The following is a 19,005-nucleotide window of genomic DNA, read 5'->3' as shown; positions in this document are numbered from 1 at the left end:
CGCACTCACCGGCGCCGGAAGTAAGCGTCCCACTCAGGCGAATCGGGCTTCATTGTGGCCAGAATGCGGTCATCCTCGGCGGTAATGAAGCGTTCCAGGATCTCACGTTGCGTTACGCCGTAACGGGCTGCCAATCTGGCCAGGGCCAGCGAAGCCTCGGTGGTCAGCCAGGTGTTGAGGCGTCGTTCACCGTTACCGGCGGGGCCGGCGTTGTGGCGGCGGGCTCGGTAGGCGGCTTGTCGTTCGGCTGCGGTGGCGGCCATGATGCGTCCTTTCGAAGTCTGTTACTGCGTAACGCGCCAGTGGCGCGTCACAAATCCTTGTCCTCGTCCTCACCCTCGGCGTCCAGCGCGGCCAGGAAGTCCGCTGTCGCGTCTTCAGCCTCGGGTTGAGAGGTAATCGCGTCCGGCGTCGCTGGCGCGCTCCTGTGCCTTCTCAGCGCGCCAGGGTGGGTGGTGGCGTGCACCTTCTGCAACTGCCGGATCGCCACCTGGGCGTAAATCTGCGTGGTCGACAGCTCGGCGTGGCCCAGCATGGCCTGGATAAAACGGATATCGGCGCCGTTCTCCAGCATCAGCGTGGCCATGGTGTGCCGGAACAGGTGGCAGCCGCCATGCTTGCCTAGTTCAGCCCGTTTCACGTACGAGGCCACGTGCGACGACAGCCAGGTCGGCGACAGCCCAAGCCCTTCCTGACCGAGAAATAGCGTGGCATCTTTCGTGTTCCAGGCCAATTGCGGCCGGCTGCGGTCCAGGTATTCCTGCACCCAGTGCAAAGCCCGTTCACCCAATGGCAGCAAGCGGTCCTTGCGTCCCTTGCCCTCGCGGATCAGCACCACGCACTTGTCCACGTCGATGTCGCCCACCTCCAGGCGGGATATCTCCATGCGCCGCATGCCGGTGGCGTACAGCACTTCCATCATGGCGCGGTCGCGCAGGCCAATAGGTGTGGTGGTGTCGGCCAGGACCAGCACACGCTCCACCTCGGCGACGGACAGCACATGGCGCGGCAGGCGCCGGATGGCACGCGGCAGCTCGATCTCCGAAGCCGGGTTGGCCGGTATCTGCCCGGTGCGGGTCAGCCACTTGAAAAAGCCTTTCAGGGGAATGATCTTGCTGCGCCGGCTCGCCACCGACAGCGGGGCGCCGTCCTTCTTGCGGTAGTGGTGCAGATAACGCTGGTAACGCTCCAGCACGGCCTGGCTGACATGCTCGGGATGGGTGACGGCGCGCACATCGGCCCAGGCGATGAAGTCGCGGATGTAGCGCTCCGAGCTGTACAGCCCCGATTCCGTGCTGCCGATGCTGCCGCGGTATTCGATAAAGCGGCGCATGGCGGCATACAGGCCCCGCGCGTCGCGCGGGTCGCCCACTGGCTTCGCGAAGCCTTTGCTGCCGCGCTTCCGATAGACCGTGCCGATGGCGCTCACGTCATTCTCCGGCTACGACAGGACCGGCGCCGTTGGCATAGATTATTGCGCTTTGCACGAATGCCTCGCCAGCAGCCCCCTCATCGAGCAAGAGCGCCCGTGGTTGCAGGCTTTCCGCTCCCTGGAGCTGACCCCGACCAGCCCCCGACCAAGGGCCGACCGGGGGCCGACCAGACCCCGACCGATCCGCCTGATACCCCGACCGATCCCCGTCGTAGCCATGTTTTTTACCCAAAACAGTCACATCCAGCAGCCCGCACAGGTGCTTGCCGTCGCCCTGGCCGTCGTACACCAGCTCGTAGTCAAAGCTAGTGCCGCGCCGGTGCACCGCCAGGTATTCCAGGTCGGCCAGGCGGGCCAGGTGCAATTTGAGCTGGGTATCGCCCCAGTGCAGCGCATCGCGCGCCTGCTTGCGGGTAAAGCGCACCTCGCGCACAGGCAGCGCCTGCGCCTTGGCGTTATCGACCACCCAGGCTTGCAACTGGCTCAGCAGGCGCCGCGTCTGCGGCGGCAGTTCATCCAGCGTGCGGCCCAGCACCTCGTGCGCGATCTGGTTGGCCAGGGCGATGTCGGCCTTGGTCGCCTCGATGTAAGCCAGGCTGCGGCCGCGATGCTCCACCGTCTTGATCGGCCGCTGATGCTGGTGGATCAGGGCAATGGCCCGGATCAGGGTCAGGTACTTCATGTGGTCGCGCCGGGTACGCGTTTTGTCATCGAGGAAGGTCAACTGATCGGCATACGGGTTCACCACCAGCACCGGTTTCAACAGGCGCTGCGCGTTCTGGTGCAAGGCGATCAAGGCTTCCTTGTCGCTGGACGCCAGCAAGCCTTCCAGCGTCTGCTTCATGCGCTGGCGTTCATGGATCAGCCTGGTCTGCTCGCGCGACTCGTTCACCGACAGCACCAGGCAGCGGTTCATCAGCTCCTCGTCGATGTCGATGGCCGTGGTGGTCATCATCAGCATCACCGGCCCCTTCACCTTGTACTGCTTGGTCACCAGGTTGCCGCTCGCCTCGTCCTTGCCGGTGCTGGCCATGGTCAATTCGCCATCCGACTGCAGCAGCTTCAAGGCATAGGCCGCCTGGCGCACGCCTTCCTCTTCCGCGATGGCCAGGATCTTGTGCTGCATATCCGTCTCGCCCAGGTAGAACAGGGATTGCCCCGTCATCGCGCTGTACTGCACCTTTTCCTCGGGCGGCACCATGGCCAGCACCGCATCCATCAGGCTCGATTTGCCGGCCGCGCTGGACGACTGGATAAGGATCGCCAGCGGGGTATCGAGCTTGCGCGACACGGCCGCCAGGTAGCCCGCCAGCAGGTTGTTGGCTTCGCCCACCACACCGCAGCGTTCCATGTCCGACGCGATGCGCCGCATCAGGTCCGGCCCCTGCAGCAGGTCGAGCGCCGCGCGCTCATCCTCAGCCGACATGGCCGGCAAGGTCGTCTTCGGGCCGGCGTTCAGCGTGATCAGGTCGTCTTGCAGGCTCTCCAGCTTCATCAGCACATGGCCGATATCGCGCTTGATCGCCTCGTCCGGCAAGCCCAGTTCAATGGCGGCCTGGCGGATATAGGCGGCGCGGCCGCGCGCCGCGTACAGGTCCAGCGTGTCGACGTGGTAACCGCCATCTTCGCCACCCTCCATCACGCGCCGCACCTGCAGGTTGACCCGCATCTGCTCTGGCGACAGGTTTTTCTTCCAGCCGCGGATGCGCCACTGGCGGTCGCCCTGGTCCAGCAGCAGCTCGTCGCCGGCCGGCGGCGGCTCGACCTCCGGCAGGTCGGCGGCTAAAGGAAGAACCGGGTCGGCCGCCGGCGCCGGTTCGGGCTCCACACGTGCCCGCCCAATCCACTCGGCCTGGCGCAGCATCAGGCCCAGGCTGTGCTGCGGCGGCGTCATCTTGCGCGCCGTGCTGTTGGCATCCATCCCCTTCGGGAAGTGCACGCGCAGCGCCTCGATGCCTTCGCCGATCAGGCGCTCGCCCAGCTTCTCGGCCGCCCGGTCGCCAGCCTCGTCGCGGTCGTAGGCGATCAGCACCCGCGTTACGCCGTAACGCTGGAAGGCGGCCAGGTGGTCGTCCGTAAAGCCTTCAACACCGTAGGCCGCCGTCACGTTGGTAAAACCGGCGCACCAGAACGTCATGGCGTCGATCAGGGCTTCGCACAGAATCACTTCGCCGCCAGCGTTGGCCAGGCCGCTCTCGTTCCACACACCCCGGTGCGGGCCTGGCAGATACAGGTGCAGCGGCGTGCCCTTGCGCAGGTCGTCGCGCACCTTGCGGCCGTACACCTCCGTCACGTTGCCCGCTTCATCGAACACCGGCACGATCAACGAACCATTGAAATGTTCATGCCCGCTCTCGCGATAGATGCCCACCTTTTGCAGGCGAGCGCGGATGTCGGCGCCGGACAGGCGGTTCTTCTCGGGCAGGCGCAGGCCCAGGGTGCGGTTGGCGAAACCAAGCTTGAAGCGGCCCACCAGCTCCGGGTGATCCAGCCCGCGCGCCTGCAGGTAGGCCAACGCCTCGGGCGAGGCCAGCAAGGTCTCGTGGTAATAATCGACAGCCTGGTTCAACAGCGTCTGGTCATCCGCATCCAGGTCCACCGGCGCCGGCAGGCTGCGCACCGTGGCGCGCTTGATCGGCGACTCGCCAGCGGCTAAAGGAAGATCGGCCTTCAGCAACTCCACCGCATGCCGGAACGATACGCCCTTGAACTTCATCACCCAGTCGATCGGCCCGCCGCCAATCTGGCAGCCGAAGCAATGCCACAGGTTCTTGGCCGGGGTCACCACCAACGACGGTTCGCCGTCGGCGTGGAAGGGGCAGCGGCCCAGCCGATCCTTGCCGCTTTTCTTCAAGACGATGCCGGCCGCCTCCACCAGGCGCTCGACCGATACCTCGCTCTTGAGTTGATCGATCTCACTATCTGAAAAACGTGCCATGGAAGCCGCCTACGCCAAAAACCTGTCAAGGGGGTAAAAGGGAAAATAACTGAGTTGATTATTACTCTCAATACGAGTACAGTCAACTCTTGTTCGAAAAACGGGAGATAAGCTATGCACTCGGCACACCATCACTGGTTCGAGAACATGGCAGCAGACGACAAGGAATTTTTTGTGGCCCTGGGGCAGCGCATGGCGCAGCTCCGGAAGGAACGCGGCTGGACGCAGCAGGAGTTAGCGGACAAGTTGGGCGTGGCCCAGCAGACGTTGGCCCACTACGAGGTGGCGCGCATTCGTATGCCGGCATCGGTGCTGCCGCAGTTGGCCACCTTGTTCGCCACCTCGATTGATGAACTGGTGGGCCTGGCCCACCAGCAGCGTGCAGGCAAGCGCGGGCCAGCGTCCCAGCTGGAACGCAATATCGAGCGCATCAGCGAGCTCCCCAAGAGCAAGCAGCGCTTCGTCAACGAGATGCTAGAAACGGTGCTGGCCCAGGCTGGCGCCTGAGCATCCTCTCCTTAGCAGCTAAAAGAAAAACCCCGCGCGAAGCGGGGTTTGGGGCGGCTATTTTTTTATGAAAAGTAGTACGCTTACCATTCCTTAAAATGGCAAGACGCTACAACGCGATATCGGCGGAATTTGTCCAAATGTCAGACACGGTCCCGCGTCGTTTTTGTGCTCCGCTTCACGACAAGGCTAATAGACGTACATTTTCCCCGTCTTAAAGCCCTCTGTGAAGTCTTCCGAGACCGCCCCCTCCCAACCGCAGGGGAAGTGGCCGCCCAAATAGCTGTTAGCCAATTTCCGGAAGTACAAGGAGTCAAAGAGGTCCGAGTATTCGATTGCCATACAGGCGCCAAGAAGATCACTCAAACAGGGCTCGCTCGTTAGCACTACCGGTGCTCGCCCTGATCTTACTGACTCCCGCAACTTCTCCTCTACCAGTGAGGCGAGCTTCGGCTTGATTTCTCGGACAGTTTCATTCCAGCGCATGTACTCCGATGGGAAGTGCCGATGAAGTGAAACCGTGATTTCATTCATGGCTTCACGCAAGGCATCCTCATAAATCTCCGAATTTGAGAGCGCAATTGCATCCTCCCAGGAGCCGACCGCGAGTAAATCGCCATCAGTTGCTAAGTATTCGCCCCGACCGACATTACAGAACCAGTCGGTAGAGCGTAAATTTTCCAAGAACTGCACAGTCTTCTGATGCATAAACTAACTTTCTCCTTTGCAGATTGGCTCTTACCACCGGCGCATGTCGGCGTAAATCCCTTGTGCCGCATAGCTGCCCATAGAATATCCAATCGCACCGCCAACGACACCACCAGCAAAGCCACCAACTAATGCGCCAACCGGGCCGAATGCAAGACCGAATCCGGCACCGAATTCAGCGCCTGCACCTCCAACAGCCCATGCTCCACTCCAGCCACCGGCAATTCTAACGGTTTCATTCACGGTATTACCGTAATTCCCGGTCCGGCGGCTTGTTTGGACTTCAGAGTAAAGGCTTGCAGCATCCATCGCAGCACCATAAGCCATCAGCGCACGACCGCCCCATTTCAACCCAGTTGCAACCCTGCGGGTCTTCCAGAGGGTTTCATCGACAGTAGACGTCGGGGTTTGAACCACACGCCCCGGAATACGTGGGACTGGTGCGGCCTCGGCATGGCCAGCATTTATCCTTTGCTGGCGTGCGATGTCAGAAACCCGTTGCGCCTCGACAGGGTCGAGACCGGCATCGACGAGCGACTTCCTAGAAGCCTCGCCGACCTCACCATTTGTTGGTACCTCGCCGAATTTATCACCTCCCCGGCGATACTGGTTCCACCATTGCTCCAACGATGCGTGAGCCTCATAGTGAGGAGACCCTGCTTCATTAAGAGCGTTTCCTCGAATGTTGATCGAAAAACCGGCTGGCTCTGGGATTCCAAAGTTCTTATAAATTGCATTTTGATTGAGATGGTGAGCCTGATACCCAGGCACGCCGCGAGCTACTCGATAAGCCCCTTCCGAGTGAATCGGCGTATAGAGTGCGCTGGTTGTGGCATTTGCACCTAGTAGCGTCGATAGGCCGAAGGATCGGCCAAATATCACATCTGAAGAGGGAGTCTCTTGAGGCGAAACCGGCACAGAAACTGGATCAGCCAGTAACGGTGTGGAGTTTATGCCATGCAATTCTCCAACAATGCGTGCCATCTCAGCACTTCGCAGCGCTGCAATTTCCGGATCGCCAATCTCTGGCCGATAGGTGAAGCTCGCGACGTCTGAAGTTAACCGCTCAACGGTCTGGATAGAGTACCCGTCGATGGAAGGAATTTGGTTGGGAGACGTTAAGACCAACAACCGATTGTCATCTGGATTTCTGTTCTTGGAAATCATCGTTCCGTCAGCCAGGGTTCTTCCTGAATCGGTCCACGGTGTCCCGGAAACTGTGATCGAAGTAGAACTCTGCTGCGCGCTTCCAACAGGATCTACACTAACAAACCTCTCGCCATTGGCATGAACATCCGCCATCACCTCGTCAACGCGCTTGTCCATCCAAGCCAGCTTCGCCCTTTGATTGGCCGACTCCTGCATCGACTGCACCATGCTACTACCCAGCGCATTGCCGAATGCATTTGGCCTAGCCCGACGCGGCGATAGTCATGACTGCCTGGCATAGGATCAAGTCTCGCGATTCCCAGTGCGAATGCCCCAGAGTATCTCTTCGATTGACTTTACTGTTAGTCGACCTTCGTGGAATTCGGCCGCAGCAAAGTAATTAATCGCATTCTTTGTTAGCACCTCTAGCCGTTCAATTGTCTGCGTGTCGCGATTCCAACATGACTTTAGAGTCTCAAACTTTGCCGCACAGCTTGCGCGGTTCTGTTCGTGACTGAACATAGACGTTCCTTCCGGTTGGTCAGCGGTAAAACTCATATATGTCAATTCCCCGGCGTAGTCCGTAAGGGCCTTTTTGAGCTTTGTTTCCGACATATTTATTTCTTCCTATAAATGGTACTTGCGGGCTGGTTCGGCGAAATATTGGTCCAGGAACTTGCACCGTTTTTCAACGTAACACTAACCTGGGGCGTTGACGCAGATTTAACTCCAAGTGTGGCGTCCAAAACATGAATATCTTGAACTCCAAAGCGCATTAGGAGATCAGGACGCTTATACGTCGATGGATCAGAGTACCGATAAAAGTGCCTGTCGAGCGAAACGACACTAAATGGACCATCTGGGACACCATAAAAAGCAAGCACCTTCTCCATTGCAGTCTTTGCGAATCGATCTGTTGCTCCGCCTTTCGCGATTTGTTCAGCGGTATAGCGATCCTTGAAATAGCTATACGGCACGAACAACTCGCCCCGTTCCAACTGTTGCGATGCAATTGTGTGTCCCATGTCAACTGCCGACTGGTACTCTTTCTGCAGCATTGCCCTGAAGGCTTCAGGCGTATGCCCGCTATTCCCGATGAACTTGATCGAAAGATCGCTATTGAGTGCAATCGCCCCCATCTTTTCTAGTGCTACGAGCCGGCTGTACTCGATATGATTTTCAAGTACCGAGGCACTAAAATCTGGCACCTCTATTCGCCTGCTCGAACCGTCGAGCGCAGGCAAATAACGTTTTCCAAGGTCAGGGGCATTGTAACCATCGCTGGATAATTCTTGTCGGACTTTCTCAATAAACTCACCACGCTGTAAATGTCGTGTCCATTCACCAACTAAGGCAATGTCATTCTTGGCCTGAGCATAGTCACCAAGTTGATCAATGTCCGAAAGCGCCTCTGCGAGACTGTGTGCCCGCCCATTTATCGCCAACTCAAATTGAGCCGACAATGGGCCTCGATTCATTGGTCGTGGCGCTGAACGCCCCCCACCACCGGGAATGAACTTCTCGTCATCTTCTACGTCAGAATCCAATGACGCTCTCAGATCGCCGCCTGAGCGAAGCGCATCTAAATACTGACCCAGTTTAATTGGCGTTAACGGCGCCGGCGCCTGTTCTTGTTGCTTAGTCCACCGATATAAATCCGCTTCAGCGTCTTCGCGTCCCGAACGCATCTGATCCTCGGCTATCTGAGCACGTCGCGCGCTGCCGTTCATTGTTTCAACCAGACTTGACCCGACTGCATTGCCGAATGCATTTGGCCCGATGCGAAGTCGTAGTCGCATCGGGCGTGGCGCCTTTAGGTACGGCGTTTCTTGGAGCAGCGCCGGATCGGAGCCGGCATTTTTTTCGAAATTTGCGCCGATGTGCGGTTTTTACCCCAGTATCGCTGCAGCTGTTCGAGCAGCCGCAGTCCGGTGTTGAAAAGTGTCAGCCAGTCTTGATCAATAACAAATTGCATAGTTTTCGTGCTCCGGTGAAGTTGTTGCGCCCAAATGCTAGAAGCTTTTGCAGGACGTGGTTGCAGTTTCGGTCTTTCCGATGACGAGTTCCTCTGGTGGGTTTTCCGCTACCCAATCCTATTGTGGGACCAATGGTGAGCGGTATGCGCACCGGGGCGGCTTGCCACCCCGGTGCCGGGGTTGGGGTTGGTTTTGCGTAGCCCTTGACTGACTGACGGCAGCGCGCGGCCGTGGGCACCGCAGGTGCCTACGCCGTAACGCTGACCGCTTGATGCGCCCACAAGGCGCACATGATGGCTTGGCAGCCGCGCAGGGGCGCGAGACATAACGCCTATTCTGTCAACCCGCAGGGCCCGGCGCAGCGCGGGATCGCCCCAAGGAACGAAGCGCAGCGTAGTGAACGGGGCGATTTGACAGAATGCGGCGTTATGTGGAATTGGGCGCGTAGCGCCCAATTCCCCCCGGAGCGGCTGTGCCTTTGCTGGTGTTGACCTGACTGACGGCGGAGCGCGGCGGCAAGCGCCGTAGGCGTGCGCCGTGTAGCCCACGAACGAACCAAGCGTGGCTTTTTCCTCCCGAAGGCTGGCGGTATCGCGCAGCGACTGATGTCGTCGTTGTTTCGCGCGCGTCCGGAGTCGAGGTGTCAGCGTGTCCGCCAACGCCAGCCTGGCGCGCAAGCTGCCGTGCCCTGCATGTCGCCACTGCACGCCGAGCGGCTTGCGTGACAGGCGGGTAAGGAGCTGCGACCGTGGCGTCCTGTTGGCGTGTCCCGTTACTGCGTAACGCGCCGATCAGATCGGCGTTAGTACCTGGTCCAGGAGCGCCGTCAGCGGCCCAAGCTGGCAGTTGTAGGCAGCAATGTTCGCCTCCAGCCACTCCGTGCGACCAATCGGCGCCCAGCGCAGCTGGTAGCCGGCATTGATGCTGATCACTTCAAACAGCACGCGCTGGGCGCGTCCATTGCCGTCCCGGAAGGGATGGACGACATTGAGTTCGCAGTAGTAGTGCGCCAGCCGGGCCACGAAATGCTCGCGCGGCAGGTCAACGAGGTAGTTCTCTTGCGCCAGCTGTCGAAAGAGCTTGTCCGCCTCCGGCTCGACCCGGCTCACGTTGGCGAAACGGGTGCTGCCTTTGCTGATGTCGACCGATCTCAGCTCTCCTGCCCACTCATAAACGTCCTGGAACAGGAAGCGGTGAATGCCGCGCAAGGCGGACAGGGAAATATCGTCGAAGTCGGGTTTGAACTGCTCGATGCGCGCCTGGGTCAGCTCGACTTCAGCCGCTTCCAGGGCGGCCTCGTCGGTGAGGCCAAGCTTGTTGATCAGTACGTCGGAGCCGGGGTAGCAATACTGCGTGTCGCCACCGGTGCCGTACTTATCGACCATGTTTGGTCTTGAGCGCGGCCGTGGTCGGCGCTGGCTTGGTGGTAGCCGCCGGGCGTGGGGTCAGCCCCTCCAGGCGCAGGCTGGCGCGGTAATTCTCGGTGCGCAGCTTCATAAAAGCCTGGAGTTTCATTTCTTTTGTCAGCATTGCAACATCCTTGGGAAGCGATAAAGTCATTGTAGCGCACTCACCGGCGCCGGAAGTAAGCGTCCCACTCAGGCGAATCGGGCTTCATTGTGGCCAGAATGCGGTCATCCTCGGCGGTAATGAAGCGTTCCAGGATCTCACGTTGCGTTACGCCGTAACGGGCTGCCAATCTGGCCAGGGCCAGCGAAGCCTCGGTGGTCAGCCAGGTGTTGAGGCGTCGTTCACCGTTACCGGCGGGGCCAGCGTTGTGGCGGCGGGCTCGGTAGGCGGCTTGTCGTTCGGCTGCGGTGGCGGCCATGATGCGTCCTTTCGAAGTCTGTTACTGCGTAACGCGCCAGTGGCGCGTCACAAATCCTTGTCCTCGTCCTCACCCTCGGCGTCCAGCGCGGCCAGGAAGTCCGCTGTCGCGTCTTCAGCCTCGGGTTGAGAGGTAATCGCGTCCGGCGTCGCTGGCGCGCTCCTGTGCCTTCTCAGCGCGCCAGGGTGGGTGGTGGCGTGCACCTTCTGCAACTGCCGGATCGCCACCTGGGCGTAAATCTGCGTGGTCGACAGCTCGGCGTGGCCCAGCATGGCCTGGATAAAACGGATATCGGCGCCGTTCTCCAGCATCAGCGTGGCCATGGTGTGCCGGAACAGGTGGCAGCCGCCATGCTTGCCTAGTTCAGCCCGTTTCACGTACGAGGCCACGTGCGACGACAGCCAGGTCGGCGACAGCCCAAGCCCTTCCTGACCGAGAAATAGCGTGGCATCTTTCGTGTTCCAGGCCAATTGCGGCCGGCTGCGGTCCAGGTATTCCTGCACCCAGTGCAAAGCCCGTTCACCCAATGGCAGCAAGCGGTCCTTGCGTCCCTTGCCCTCGCGGATCAGCACCACGCACTTGTCCACGTCGATGTCGCCCACCTCCAGGCGGGATATCTCCATGCGCCGCATGCCGGTGGCGTACAGCACTTCCATCATGGCGCGGTCGCGCAGGCCAATAGGTGTGGTGGTGTCGGCCAGGACCAGCACACGCTCCACCTCGGCGACGGACAGCACATGGCGCGGCAGGCGCCGGATGGCACGCGGCAGCTCGATCTCCGAAGCCGGGTTGGCCGGTATCTGCCCGGTGCGGGTCAGCCACTTGAAAAAGCCTTTCAGGGGAATGATCTTGCTGCGCCGGCTCGCCACCGACAGCGGGGCGCCGTCCTTCTTGCGGTAGTGGTGCAGATAACGCTGGTAACGCTCCAGCACGGCCTGGCTGACATGCTCGGGATGGGTGACGGCGCGCACATCGGCCCAGGCGATGAAGTCGCGGATGTAGCGCTCCGAGCTGTACAGCCCCGATTCCGTGCTGCCGATGCTGCCGCGGTATTCGATAAAGCGGCGCATGGCGGCATACAGGCCCCGCGCGTCGCGCGGGTCGCCCACTGGCTTCGCGAAGCCTTTGCTGCCGCGCTTCCGATAGACCGTGCCGATGGCGCTCACGTCATTCTCCGGCTACGACAGGACCGGCGCCGTTGGCATAGATTATTGCGCTTTGCACGAATGCCTCGCCAGCAGCCCCCTCATCGAGCAAGAGCGCCCGTGGTTGCAGGCTTTCCGCTCCCTGGAGCTGACCCCGACCAGCCCCCGACCAAGGGCCGACCGGGGGCCGACCAGACCCCGACCGATCCGCCTGATACCCCGACCGATCCCCGTCGTAGCCATGTTTTTTACCCAAAACAGTCACATCCAGCAGCCCGCACAGGTGCTTGCCGTCGCCCTGGCCGTCGTACACCAGCTCGTAGTCAAAGCTAGTGCCGCGCCGGTGCACCGCCAGGTATTCCAGGTCGGCCAGGCGGGCCAGGTGCAATTTGAGCTGGGTATCGCCCCAGTGCAGCGCATCGCGCGCCTGCTTGCGGGTAAAGCGCACCTCGCGCACAGGCAGCGCCTGCGCCTTGGCGTTATCGACCACCCAGGCTTGCAACTGGCTCAGCAGGCGCCGCGTCTGCGGCGGCAGTTCATCCAGCGTGCGGCCCAGCACCTCGTGCGCGATCTGGTTGGCCAGGGCGATGTCGGCCTTGGTCGCCTCGATGTAAGCCAGGCTGCGGCCGCGATGCTCCACCGTCTTGATCGGCCGCTGATGCTGGTGGATCAGGGCAATGGCCCGGATCAGGGTCAGGTACTTCATGTGGTCGCGCCGGGTACGCGTTTTGTCATCGAGGAAGGTCAACTGATCGGCATACGGGTTCACCACCAGCACCGGTTTCAACAGGCGCTGCGCGTTCTGGTGCAAGGCGATCAAGGCTTCCTTGTCGCTGGACGCCAGCAAGCCTTCCAGCGTCTGCTTCATGCGCTGGCGTTCATGGATCAGCCTGGTCTGCTCGCGCGACTCGTTCACCGACAGCACCAGGCAGCGGTTCATCAGCTCCTCGTCGATGTCGATGGCCGTGGTGGTCATCATCAGCATCACCGGCCCCTTCACCTTGTACTGCTTGGTCACCAGGTTGCCGCTCGCCTCGTCCTTGCCGGTGCTGGCCATGGTCAATTCGCCATCCGACTGCAGCAGCTTCAAGGCATAGGCCGCCTGGCGCACGCCTTCCTCTTCCGCGATGGCCAGGATCTTGTGCTGCATATCCGTCTCGCCCAGGTAGAACAGGGATTGCCCCGTCATCGCGCTGTACTGCACCTTTTCCTCGGGCGGCACCATGGCCAGCACCGCATCCATCAGGCTCGATTTGCCGGCCGCGCTGGACGACTGGATAAGGATCGCCAGCGGGGTATCGAGCTTGCGCGACACGGCCGCCAGGTAGCCCGCCAGCAGGTTGTTGGCTTCGCCCACCACACCGCAGCGTTCCATGTCCGACGCGATGCGCCGCATCAGGTCCGGCCCCTGCAGCAGGTCGAGCGCCGCGCGCTCATCCTCAGCCGACATGGCCGGCAAGGTCGTCTTCGGGCCGGCGTTCAGCGTGATCAGGTCGTCTTGCAGGCTCTCCAGCTTCATCAGCACATGGCCGATATCGCGCTTGATCGCCTCGTCCGGCAAGCCCAGTTCAATGGCGGCCTGGCGGATATAGGCGGCGCGGCCGCGCGCCGCGTACAGGTCCAGCGTGTCGACGTGGTAACCGCCATCTTCGCCACCCTCCATCACGCGCCGCACCTGCAGGTTGACCCGCATCTGCTCTGGCGACAGGTTTTTCTTCCAGCCGCGGATGCGCCACTGGCGGTCGCCCTGGTCCAGCAGCAGCTCGTCGCCGGCCGGCGGCGGCTCGACCTCCGGCAGGTCGGCGGCTAAAGGAAGAACCGGGTCGGCCGCCGGCGCCGACTCGGGCTCCACGCGCGAGCGCCCAATCCACTCGGCCTGGCGCAGCATCAGGCCCAGACTGTGCTGGGGCGGCGTCATCTTGCGCGCCGTGCTGTTGGCATCCATCCCCTTCGGAAAATGCACGCGCAGCGCCTCGATGCCTTCGCCGATCAAGCGCTCGCCCAGTTTCTCGGCAGCCCGGTCGCCCGCCTCGTCGCGGTCGTAAGCGATCAGCACGCGCGTTACGCCGTAACGCTTAAAGGCGGCCAGGTGGTCGTCCGTAAAGCCCTCGACGCCGTAGGCCGCCGTCACGTTGGTAAACCCGGCGCACCAGAACGTCATGGCGTCGATCAGGGCTTCGCACAGAATCACCTCGCCACCAGCGTTGGCCAAGCCGCTCTCGTTCCAGACGCCCCGATGCGGGCCTGGCAGGTACAGGTGCAGCGGCGTGCCCTTGCGCAGGTCGTCGCGCACCTTGCGGCCGTACACCTCGGTCACGTTGCCCAATTCATCGAACACCGGCACGATCAGCGAACCGCTGAAATGCTCATGCCCGCTCTCACGGTAAATGCCCACCTTCTGAAGGCGAGTTCGGATATCGGCGCCGGCCACGCGCTGCTTGTTCGGAAGGCGCAAGCCCAGTGTGCGGTTGGCGAAACCGAGCTTGAAGCGGCCCACCAGCTCCGGGTGGTCCAGCCCGCGCGCCTGCAGGTAAGCCAGCGCCTCGGGCGAAGCCAGCAAGGTCTCGTGGTAATAATCGACGGCCTGGTTCAGCAACGTCTGGTCATCCGCATCCAGGTCCACCGGCGCCGGCAGGCTGCGCACCGTGGCGCGCTTGATCGGCGACTCGCCAGCGGCTAAAGGAAGATCGGCCTTCAGCAACTCCACCGCATGCCGGAACGATACGCCCTTGAACTTCATCACCCAGTCGATCGGCCCGCCGCCAATCTGGCAGCCGAAGCAATGCCACAGGTTCTTGGCCGGGGTCACCACCAACGACGGTTCGCCGTCGGCGTGGAAGGGGCAGCGGCCCAGCCGATCCTTGCCGCTTTTCTTCAAGACGATGCCGGCCGCCTCCACCAGGCGCTCGACCGATACCTCGCTCTTGAGTTGATCGATCTCACTATCTGAAAAACGTGCCATGGAAGCCGCCTACGCGAAAAACCTGTCAAGAGGGTAAAAGGGAAAATAACTGAGTTGATTATTACTCTCATTACGAGTACAGTCAACTCTTGTTCGAAAAACGGGAGATAAGCTATGCACTCGGCACACCATCACTGGTTCGAGAACATGGCAGCAGACGACAAGGAATTTTTCGTGGCGCTGGGGCAGCGCATGGCGCAGCTCCGGAAGGAACGCGGCTGGACACAGCAGGAGCTGGCGGACAAGTTGGGCGTGGCCCAGCAGACCCTGGCCCACTACGAAGTGGCGCGCATCCGCATGCCGGCGTCGGTGTTACCGCAGCTGGCCACCTTGTTCGCCACCTCGATTGATGAACTGGTGGGCCTGGCCCACCAGCAGCGCTCAGGCAAGCGCGGACCGGCGTCCCAGCTGGAACGCAATATCGAACGCATCAGCGAACTCCCCAAGAGCAAGCAGCGCTTCGTCAATGAGATGCTGGAAACGGTGCTGGCCCAGGCTGGCGCCTGAGCATCTCCCCTTAGCAGCTAAAGAAAACCCCGCACAAAGCGGGGTTGGGGCTGCTATTTCTTAATCTAAAGATAAGTCTACTAAGCGCAGAAAATCGGCGAGACTCTAGGCCAGATGATTATGCCATTCCCCTAGCAAGCCCTGCTGCAGGGTGGAGTCCATATCACCATTCTCAATCGCTCCTACAAAGCGGCCATCGAGCTCAAATTCAAACTCTATGCCTTGCTCAAGCGATAAGCGCTGGACGGCCCGCACTATCTGCTCCACTTCCGCCAAATGAAGCAGGTCAACTTCACGAGGCAAATCGTTTGGTGAATACGCAGAATATATTTCGTGTATTCCGCCTAAGGTCTCATCTTGCTCATCCCCTTCGCGGCTTATAGCGTCGTCTACGACATCAATGAAGCTTGGCGGGCCAATTACCCACTTCCTCTGCGGCGCAAGATCAGTGATCATTTTCTTCACGGCTGCTCGCTTTTCGTCGTCAACATCTTCTGCGACAAAGAATATAAGCCTTTGCCTCGGGTGTTCTTTTGATACAAGTTCATTAACCATACATTAGTTTCCTGGCTTAGGTGGATAGAATGGAATTGCAGACCCAGGACCGCCCGGGTTGTAGCGGAAACCACCAGGCACGTGTGCATTAAGGTGGCGCGTCGCTGCCAACGGCACAGTGATCGGATTACCGCCAATATGGTGCATCGAGATACGCTCCCCCATAAGGCCAGCATCCTCAGGGAAGACACTCACCCAAGCATCATCCACTTTAGGTGTCTGGCCTTTCGCAATTTTGCCACGGTTAGCTGCACTAAGGATGTCGCCGTACCCCAGATCATCCCAATGATCTCGGAGATCCCGCCAATCAGCCGCATTGGTTCGAGTCACACCATTTCGAGTGGAATTAACTGGCCGGTTTTGTGCTGCGGCAGTCGCATTTGCTCCTGCAGAAGAAGGACCATACGGTTGAAGGCCAATTGCTCCTTGTTGGCGGCCGAGTTTTCCGGTAGAACTTACCGGAACCTCTCTGAAACCATACTCGTTTAGGCCCATAGCGCGTGCCCCACCGAAGACCGCCGCGCCGCCAACCATATTTTCGGTGACTCCAGCCACATCTCCTTTGTAAAGCGAAGATCCGACTCCCCAGCCAACCTGGGCAGCCGCAACCGGTGGCAACATACTCACGACATTCTTACCAGTCATAAGCAAGCCATCGCTTGTCCCGCCTCCGGTCTCACCAAGCTGAGTTCCCATAGCGCTCAACGGAGTAAGCGATTCATAGTCACCAGTCACCGAACCGTGCAGCATCTTCAGCGAGGCCTGCATTACATCTGCAACCTGCAACATCGGCTCCGCTGCTCCTAAAGCGAGATTTTGTAGTCCATGGCCAACTCCCGTAACGGCGTCCGCCACCACATCGGATACCTCTATCGTGATCGGTGCCGGTTCAGGACGGCTCGCCTGGGCTGCGGCCGAAATGTATTGTCGCTTTGTGTCGTTAAATTTCGCTTCGAGCCTATCGAGTTCAGCAAGCTTCCGTTTTGCGTCTTTAATCAGGATTTCTTCGGCAATTGCATCTTCTTCCTTTCCTTTCCCGCCAAAACTCAAGTGGAGTCGATCCTGAGCCTGCTTTCTGTCGGGGTCACTTAAATAGGCAGTACGCTCAGAACCGCTAAGGAACGAATCGAGTTCGCCACCCAATTTATCAAGCTCCGCCCATGGGTCTCGTGCCTGCGGTTTGTTGGTAGTAGCCAGACTTTCACCCAGCGCATTGCCGAATGCGTAGGTCTACCCCTGTAGGCTACGTGAACTAGTAGACGAATAGCAAAATCAAATACGCCGTGAAAGCAAAATCTCTCCGATATTTGCCGCCTCGTTAGGGTAGTGGGCCAAATATTCCTTGCATGCTTCATCTATGAAATTGTTGAGCGATTCCTCAGATATCACTATTTCCCCAGATGGATTTCCGAACTTAACTCCAATGAAATCTAGCTCTGGATCCCCGCCGGCTGGTTCCGAAAAGAGGCAATACTCCTCATTAATCACCGAACTTTCGTGATTTACCAATTGCGCAATCACACGAATAAATCGCCCATGTCTACAAATAGAATTAAAGAACTCCTTCACAATCCAAAGGTCATCCGACTTGGCGTTCGTTACATTAAACAATTCCATAAAAACTCCTATTGTGGGTGATAGTTGCGAACAATTCCGGTCTTAGGATCCAGATAAACTTGGAACTGCACGCCCCCGGCCGTGGCACTGTACTGCCCCTTACCCGCAGCCATAGCTGCCTTATAGCCATTGACAGCCGCTTGTTGGCCCAGAGCGGCCATTTGTGCATCGGAGTAAACGCGTGGATCGTAAACGGTTTTCTCGAATCCCCCCTTATACAACACATTTCCCGAACTATCTCGCATTACATTCTTCGCGGGATCAAGCTTCGGTATTTGATACTCGATATGGGCAATTCCCTCTGCCAATTGAGTTTGACCTACGATCTTTACATCGTAGTTTGATGCGGCCTTCATAAATTCATCGAGGTTATGTGTACCACTTATGCCTTTCGCTTGACTAAATCCGTCAAACTTCGTCATGTGGCTCTCAATGCCATCTCTGAAATTGTAAGTGATGCGCGCGTACTCTTGACGCGCGGAATACGCGGCCAATTCGTTATTGCGGACAATGCCTGCTTTCGTAATGGAGGCCGCTCCAGCGACGTCCAGCAATCCGGTGCTGAAATCCATCAGTCCATTAGAAAAGTGAAGTGGATCACGAGCTTGCCAACCAACGTTCATTGTTTGCGCGCCGACATACATTCTTGACGGAGCATTCAACACATTACGTGCCGCGTCATTAACCAATCCCGGCAATGCCAAAACAACGGCTGATGCACCATATCCGACTCTCACTCCAAACGAGTTATCAGAACTCAGTGCCTCGTTCGCCGAGAATCGATAAGCATCTCCAAGAACGGATCTCGTTGGAGCATACAAACTGTCAGAGCGATGATATGTTGCCTGGCCATACTGCATCCAAGCCCCATCGTCAGCTTCTACAACTCCAGCGTTGTACGTAGTAAAGCCTTCCTCGCGCAAAAGCGAGAACGGGCTGATTGAAGTACCTTCTGGCAACCATGGACCAGTTCGTTTCGCCCCTGGACCGGTAGATTGACCATCGGTGGCTGCTTGCTCAGCCAAGATTCTCGCCGCCTGCTCACGTCGGTTCCGCTTGTCCATCGCACTAGCGATCGGGTCCGCCGCGATGCGCTGCTCCACATCGTCAGCGAACGTCGCAGCCGTCGACTCCTGTACCGGCTCGACAGGCTTCGCTGGTGTCGGCCTCATCTGCTCCGCCAAACTAGACCCGATAGCATTGCCGAATGCATCGAGAAGATTCCTTGCTACTGCGGGGATTCAATTGACTGCAAAAAACTCTTAATTTCGGCCAAATTGGTTTTCCACTCTGAAGGGGGAGGCTCACCCGGCTCAACACCCTCTTGATTAGGAATAAATTGATACAGAGCCGATAACTCAAATGGCTCCCCCAATTCATCCAAGAATAAGACATGATTTTGAACGACAATATCATCACCGTTCAAATACATGACCCACCAAAATACAAAATTCGAGAACATGGGGTCTCGCATTGACGTAACAAGGGCGCTTTTGTGCTCCCCATTAAGTAGTCGCCCCAGTCCGGTTTTCCACTGCGATAGATAATCGGCACGATTCCAGTAAGTCACTGGACAAGAAAACGATTCTTCAAAGACCCCAATTCTAATTCGACCGCTGACACTAGGTTCGCCTGCAATAATGGTTACATTGTCAGTCAATTCAATAGAGAAATTTTGCAT

General features: G+C 59.0%; 19 protein-coding genes. 2 read left to right on the top strand and 17 right to left on the bottom strand.

Annotated elements, in window-relative coordinates; translation table 11 throughout:
- Positions 1 to 5 precede the first annotated feature (5 nt).
- Genes ACN9MW_RS16230 through ACN9MW_RS16220 form a run of 3 tightly spaced genes read right to left on the bottom strand, consistent with a single transcriptional unit; the run spans position 6 to position 4,370 of the window.
- Complete coding sequence (locus tag ACN9MW_RS16230; RefSeq protein ID WP_426161473.1) at positions 6 to 263, bottom strand: hypothetical protein; 258 nt, start codon at positions 261 to 263, stop codon at positions 6 to 8.
- A gap of 47 nt (positions 264 to 310) precedes the next feature.
- On the bottom strand, positions 311 to 1,429 hold the full coding sequence (gene xerC / locus ACN9MW_RS16225) for a site-specific tyrosine recombinase XerC (RefSeq protein ID WP_426161472.1): 1,119 nt from the start codon (positions 1,427 to 1,429) through the stop codon (positions 311 to 313).
- Between the two features lies 1 nt (position 1,430).
- On the bottom strand, positions 1,431 to 4,370 hold the full coding sequence (locus ACN9MW_RS16220; RefSeq protein WP_426161481.1) for a CHC2 zinc finger domain-containing protein: 2,940 nt from the start codon (positions 4,368 to 4,370) through the stop codon (positions 1,431 to 1,433).
- A gap of 114 nt (positions 4,371 to 4,484) precedes the next feature.
- Here ACN9MW_RS16220 and ACN9MW_RS16215 point away from each other — a divergent pair, with 114 nt between their 5' ends.
- Complete coding sequence (locus tag ACN9MW_RS16215) at positions 4,485 to 4,877, top strand: helix-turn-helix domain-containing protein (RefSeq protein WP_426161480.1); 393 nt, start codon at positions 4,485 to 4,487, stop codon at positions 4,875 to 4,877.
- Between the two features lie 189 nt (positions 4,878 to 5,066).
- Here the strand turns inward: ACN9MW_RS16215 and ACN9MW_RS16210 are convergent, their stop codons facing one another.
- The 9 genes from ACN9MW_RS16210 to ACN9MW_RS16170 all read right to left on the bottom strand — a co-directional run bounded on the left by ACN9MW_RS16210 (position 5,067) and on the right by ACN9MW_RS16170 (position 14,645).
- Positions 5,067 to 5,585, bottom strand: coding sequence for a hypothetical protein (locus tag ACN9MW_RS16210; RefSeq protein WP_426161479.1), 519 nt, complete (start codon positions 5,583 to 5,585; stop codon positions 5,067 to 5,069).
- Between the two features lie 30 nt (positions 5,586 to 5,615).
- Complete coding sequence (locus ACN9MW_RS16205; RefSeq protein ID WP_426161478.1) at positions 5,616 to 6,962, bottom strand: hypothetical protein; 1,347 nt, start codon at positions 6,960 to 6,962, stop codon at positions 5,616 to 5,618.
- Positions 6,963 to 7,351: 389 nt separating this feature from the next.
- Positions 7,352 to 8,464, bottom strand: coding sequence for a hypothetical protein (locus ACN9MW_RS16200; RefSeq protein WP_426161477.1), 1,113 nt, complete (start codon positions 8,462 to 8,464; stop codon positions 7,352 to 7,354).
- 83 nt (positions 8,465 to 8,547) lie between these two features.
- The gene (locus ACN9MW_RS16195; RefSeq protein ID WP_426161476.1) at positions 8,548 to 8,709 is read right to left on the bottom strand and encodes a hypothetical protein; all 162 of its coding nucleotides are present in this window, start codon (positions 8,707 to 8,709) and stop codon (positions 8,548 to 8,550) included.
- A gap of 792 nt (positions 8,710 to 9,501) precedes the next feature.
- Positions 9,502 to 10,095, bottom strand: coding sequence for a putative adenosine monophosphate-protein transferase Fic (locus ACN9MW_RS16190; RefSeq protein WP_426161475.1), 594 nt, complete (start codon positions 10,093 to 10,095; stop codon positions 9,502 to 9,504).
- Entirely contained in the window at positions 10,085 to 10,240 is a 156-nt protein-coding gene (locus tag ACN9MW_RS16185) for a YhfG family protein (protein ID WP_426161474.1), read from the bottom strand. The genes ACN9MW_RS16190 and ACN9MW_RS16185 overlap by 11 nt, the downstream gene beginning before the upstream one ends.
- Positions 10,241 to 10,280: 40 nt before the next feature.
- Entirely contained in the window at positions 10,281 to 10,538 is a 258-nt protein-coding gene (locus ACN9MW_RS16180) for a hypothetical protein (RefSeq protein ID WP_426161473.1), read from the bottom strand.
- A gap of 47 nt (positions 10,539 to 10,585) precedes the next feature.
- The gene (gene xerC / locus ACN9MW_RS16175; protein ID WP_426161472.1) at positions 10,586 to 11,704 is read right to left on the bottom strand and encodes a site-specific tyrosine recombinase XerC; all 1,119 of its coding nucleotides are present in this window, start codon (positions 11,702 to 11,704) and stop codon (positions 10,586 to 10,588) included.
- 1 nt (position 11,705) lies between these two features.
- Positions 11,706 to 14,645: a CHC2 zinc finger domain-containing protein gene (locus tag ACN9MW_RS16170; protein ID WP_426161471.1), complete on the bottom strand. Its 2,940-nt coding sequence runs from the start codon at positions 14,643 to 14,645 to the stop codon at positions 11,706 to 11,708.
- A 114-nt stretch (positions 14,646 to 14,759) separates the two neighbouring features.
- On the opposite strand from ACN9MW_RS16170, the gene ACN9MW_RS16165 reads away from it, so the two are divergent.
- On the top strand, positions 14,760 to 15,152 hold the full coding sequence (locus tag ACN9MW_RS16165) for a helix-turn-helix domain-containing protein (RefSeq protein ID WP_426161470.1): 393 nt from the start codon (positions 14,760 to 14,762) through the stop codon (positions 15,150 to 15,152).
- A gap of 105 nt (positions 15,153 to 15,257) precedes the next feature.
- On the opposite strand, the gene ACN9MW_RS16160 is transcribed toward ACN9MW_RS16165, so the two are convergent.
- The 5 genes from ACN9MW_RS16160 to ACN9MW_RS16140 form a co-directional block, all read right to left on the bottom strand.
- Positions 15,258 to 15,707, bottom strand: a complete 450-nt coding sequence (locus ACN9MW_RS16160; RefSeq protein WP_426161469.1) for a hypothetical protein — start codon at positions 15,705 to 15,707, stop codon at positions 15,258 to 15,260.
- A 3-nt stretch (positions 15,708 to 15,710) separates the two neighbouring features.
- Positions 15,711 to 16,850 (bottom strand): hypothetical protein, encoded by a 1,140-nt coding sequence (locus ACN9MW_RS16155; RefSeq protein WP_426161468.1) that lies wholly within the window; start codon positions 16,848 to 16,850, stop codon positions 15,711 to 15,713.
- Between the two features lie 129 nt (positions 16,851 to 16,979).
- Entirely contained in the window at positions 16,980 to 17,324 is a 345-nt protein-coding gene (cdiI, locus tag ACN9MW_RS16150; protein ID WP_426161467.1) for a ribonuclease toxin immunity protein CdiI, read from the bottom strand.
- An 8-nt stretch (positions 17,325 to 17,332) separates the two neighbouring features.
- Positions 17,333 to 18,496, bottom strand: a complete 1,164-nt coding sequence (locus tag ACN9MW_RS16145) for a CdiA family toxin C-terminal domain-containing protein (protein ID WP_426161466.1) — start codon at positions 18,494 to 18,496, stop codon at positions 17,333 to 17,335.
- Between the two features lie 56 nt (positions 18,497 to 18,552).
- Complete coding sequence (locus ACN9MW_RS16140) at positions 18,553 to 19,005, bottom strand: hypothetical protein (RefSeq protein ID WP_426161465.1); 453 nt, start codon at positions 19,003 to 19,005, stop codon at positions 18,553 to 18,555.

It is taken from the genome of Pseudoduganella sp. R-34 (assembly GCF_049904655.1).
Taxonomy (GTDB): Bacteria; Pseudomonadota; Gammaproteobacteria; order Burkholderiales; family Burkholderiaceae_D; genus Rugamonas.
The sequence above is the reverse complement of the archived record's forward strand: the minus strand, read 5'-3'. Positions and strand labels throughout refer to the sequence as shown.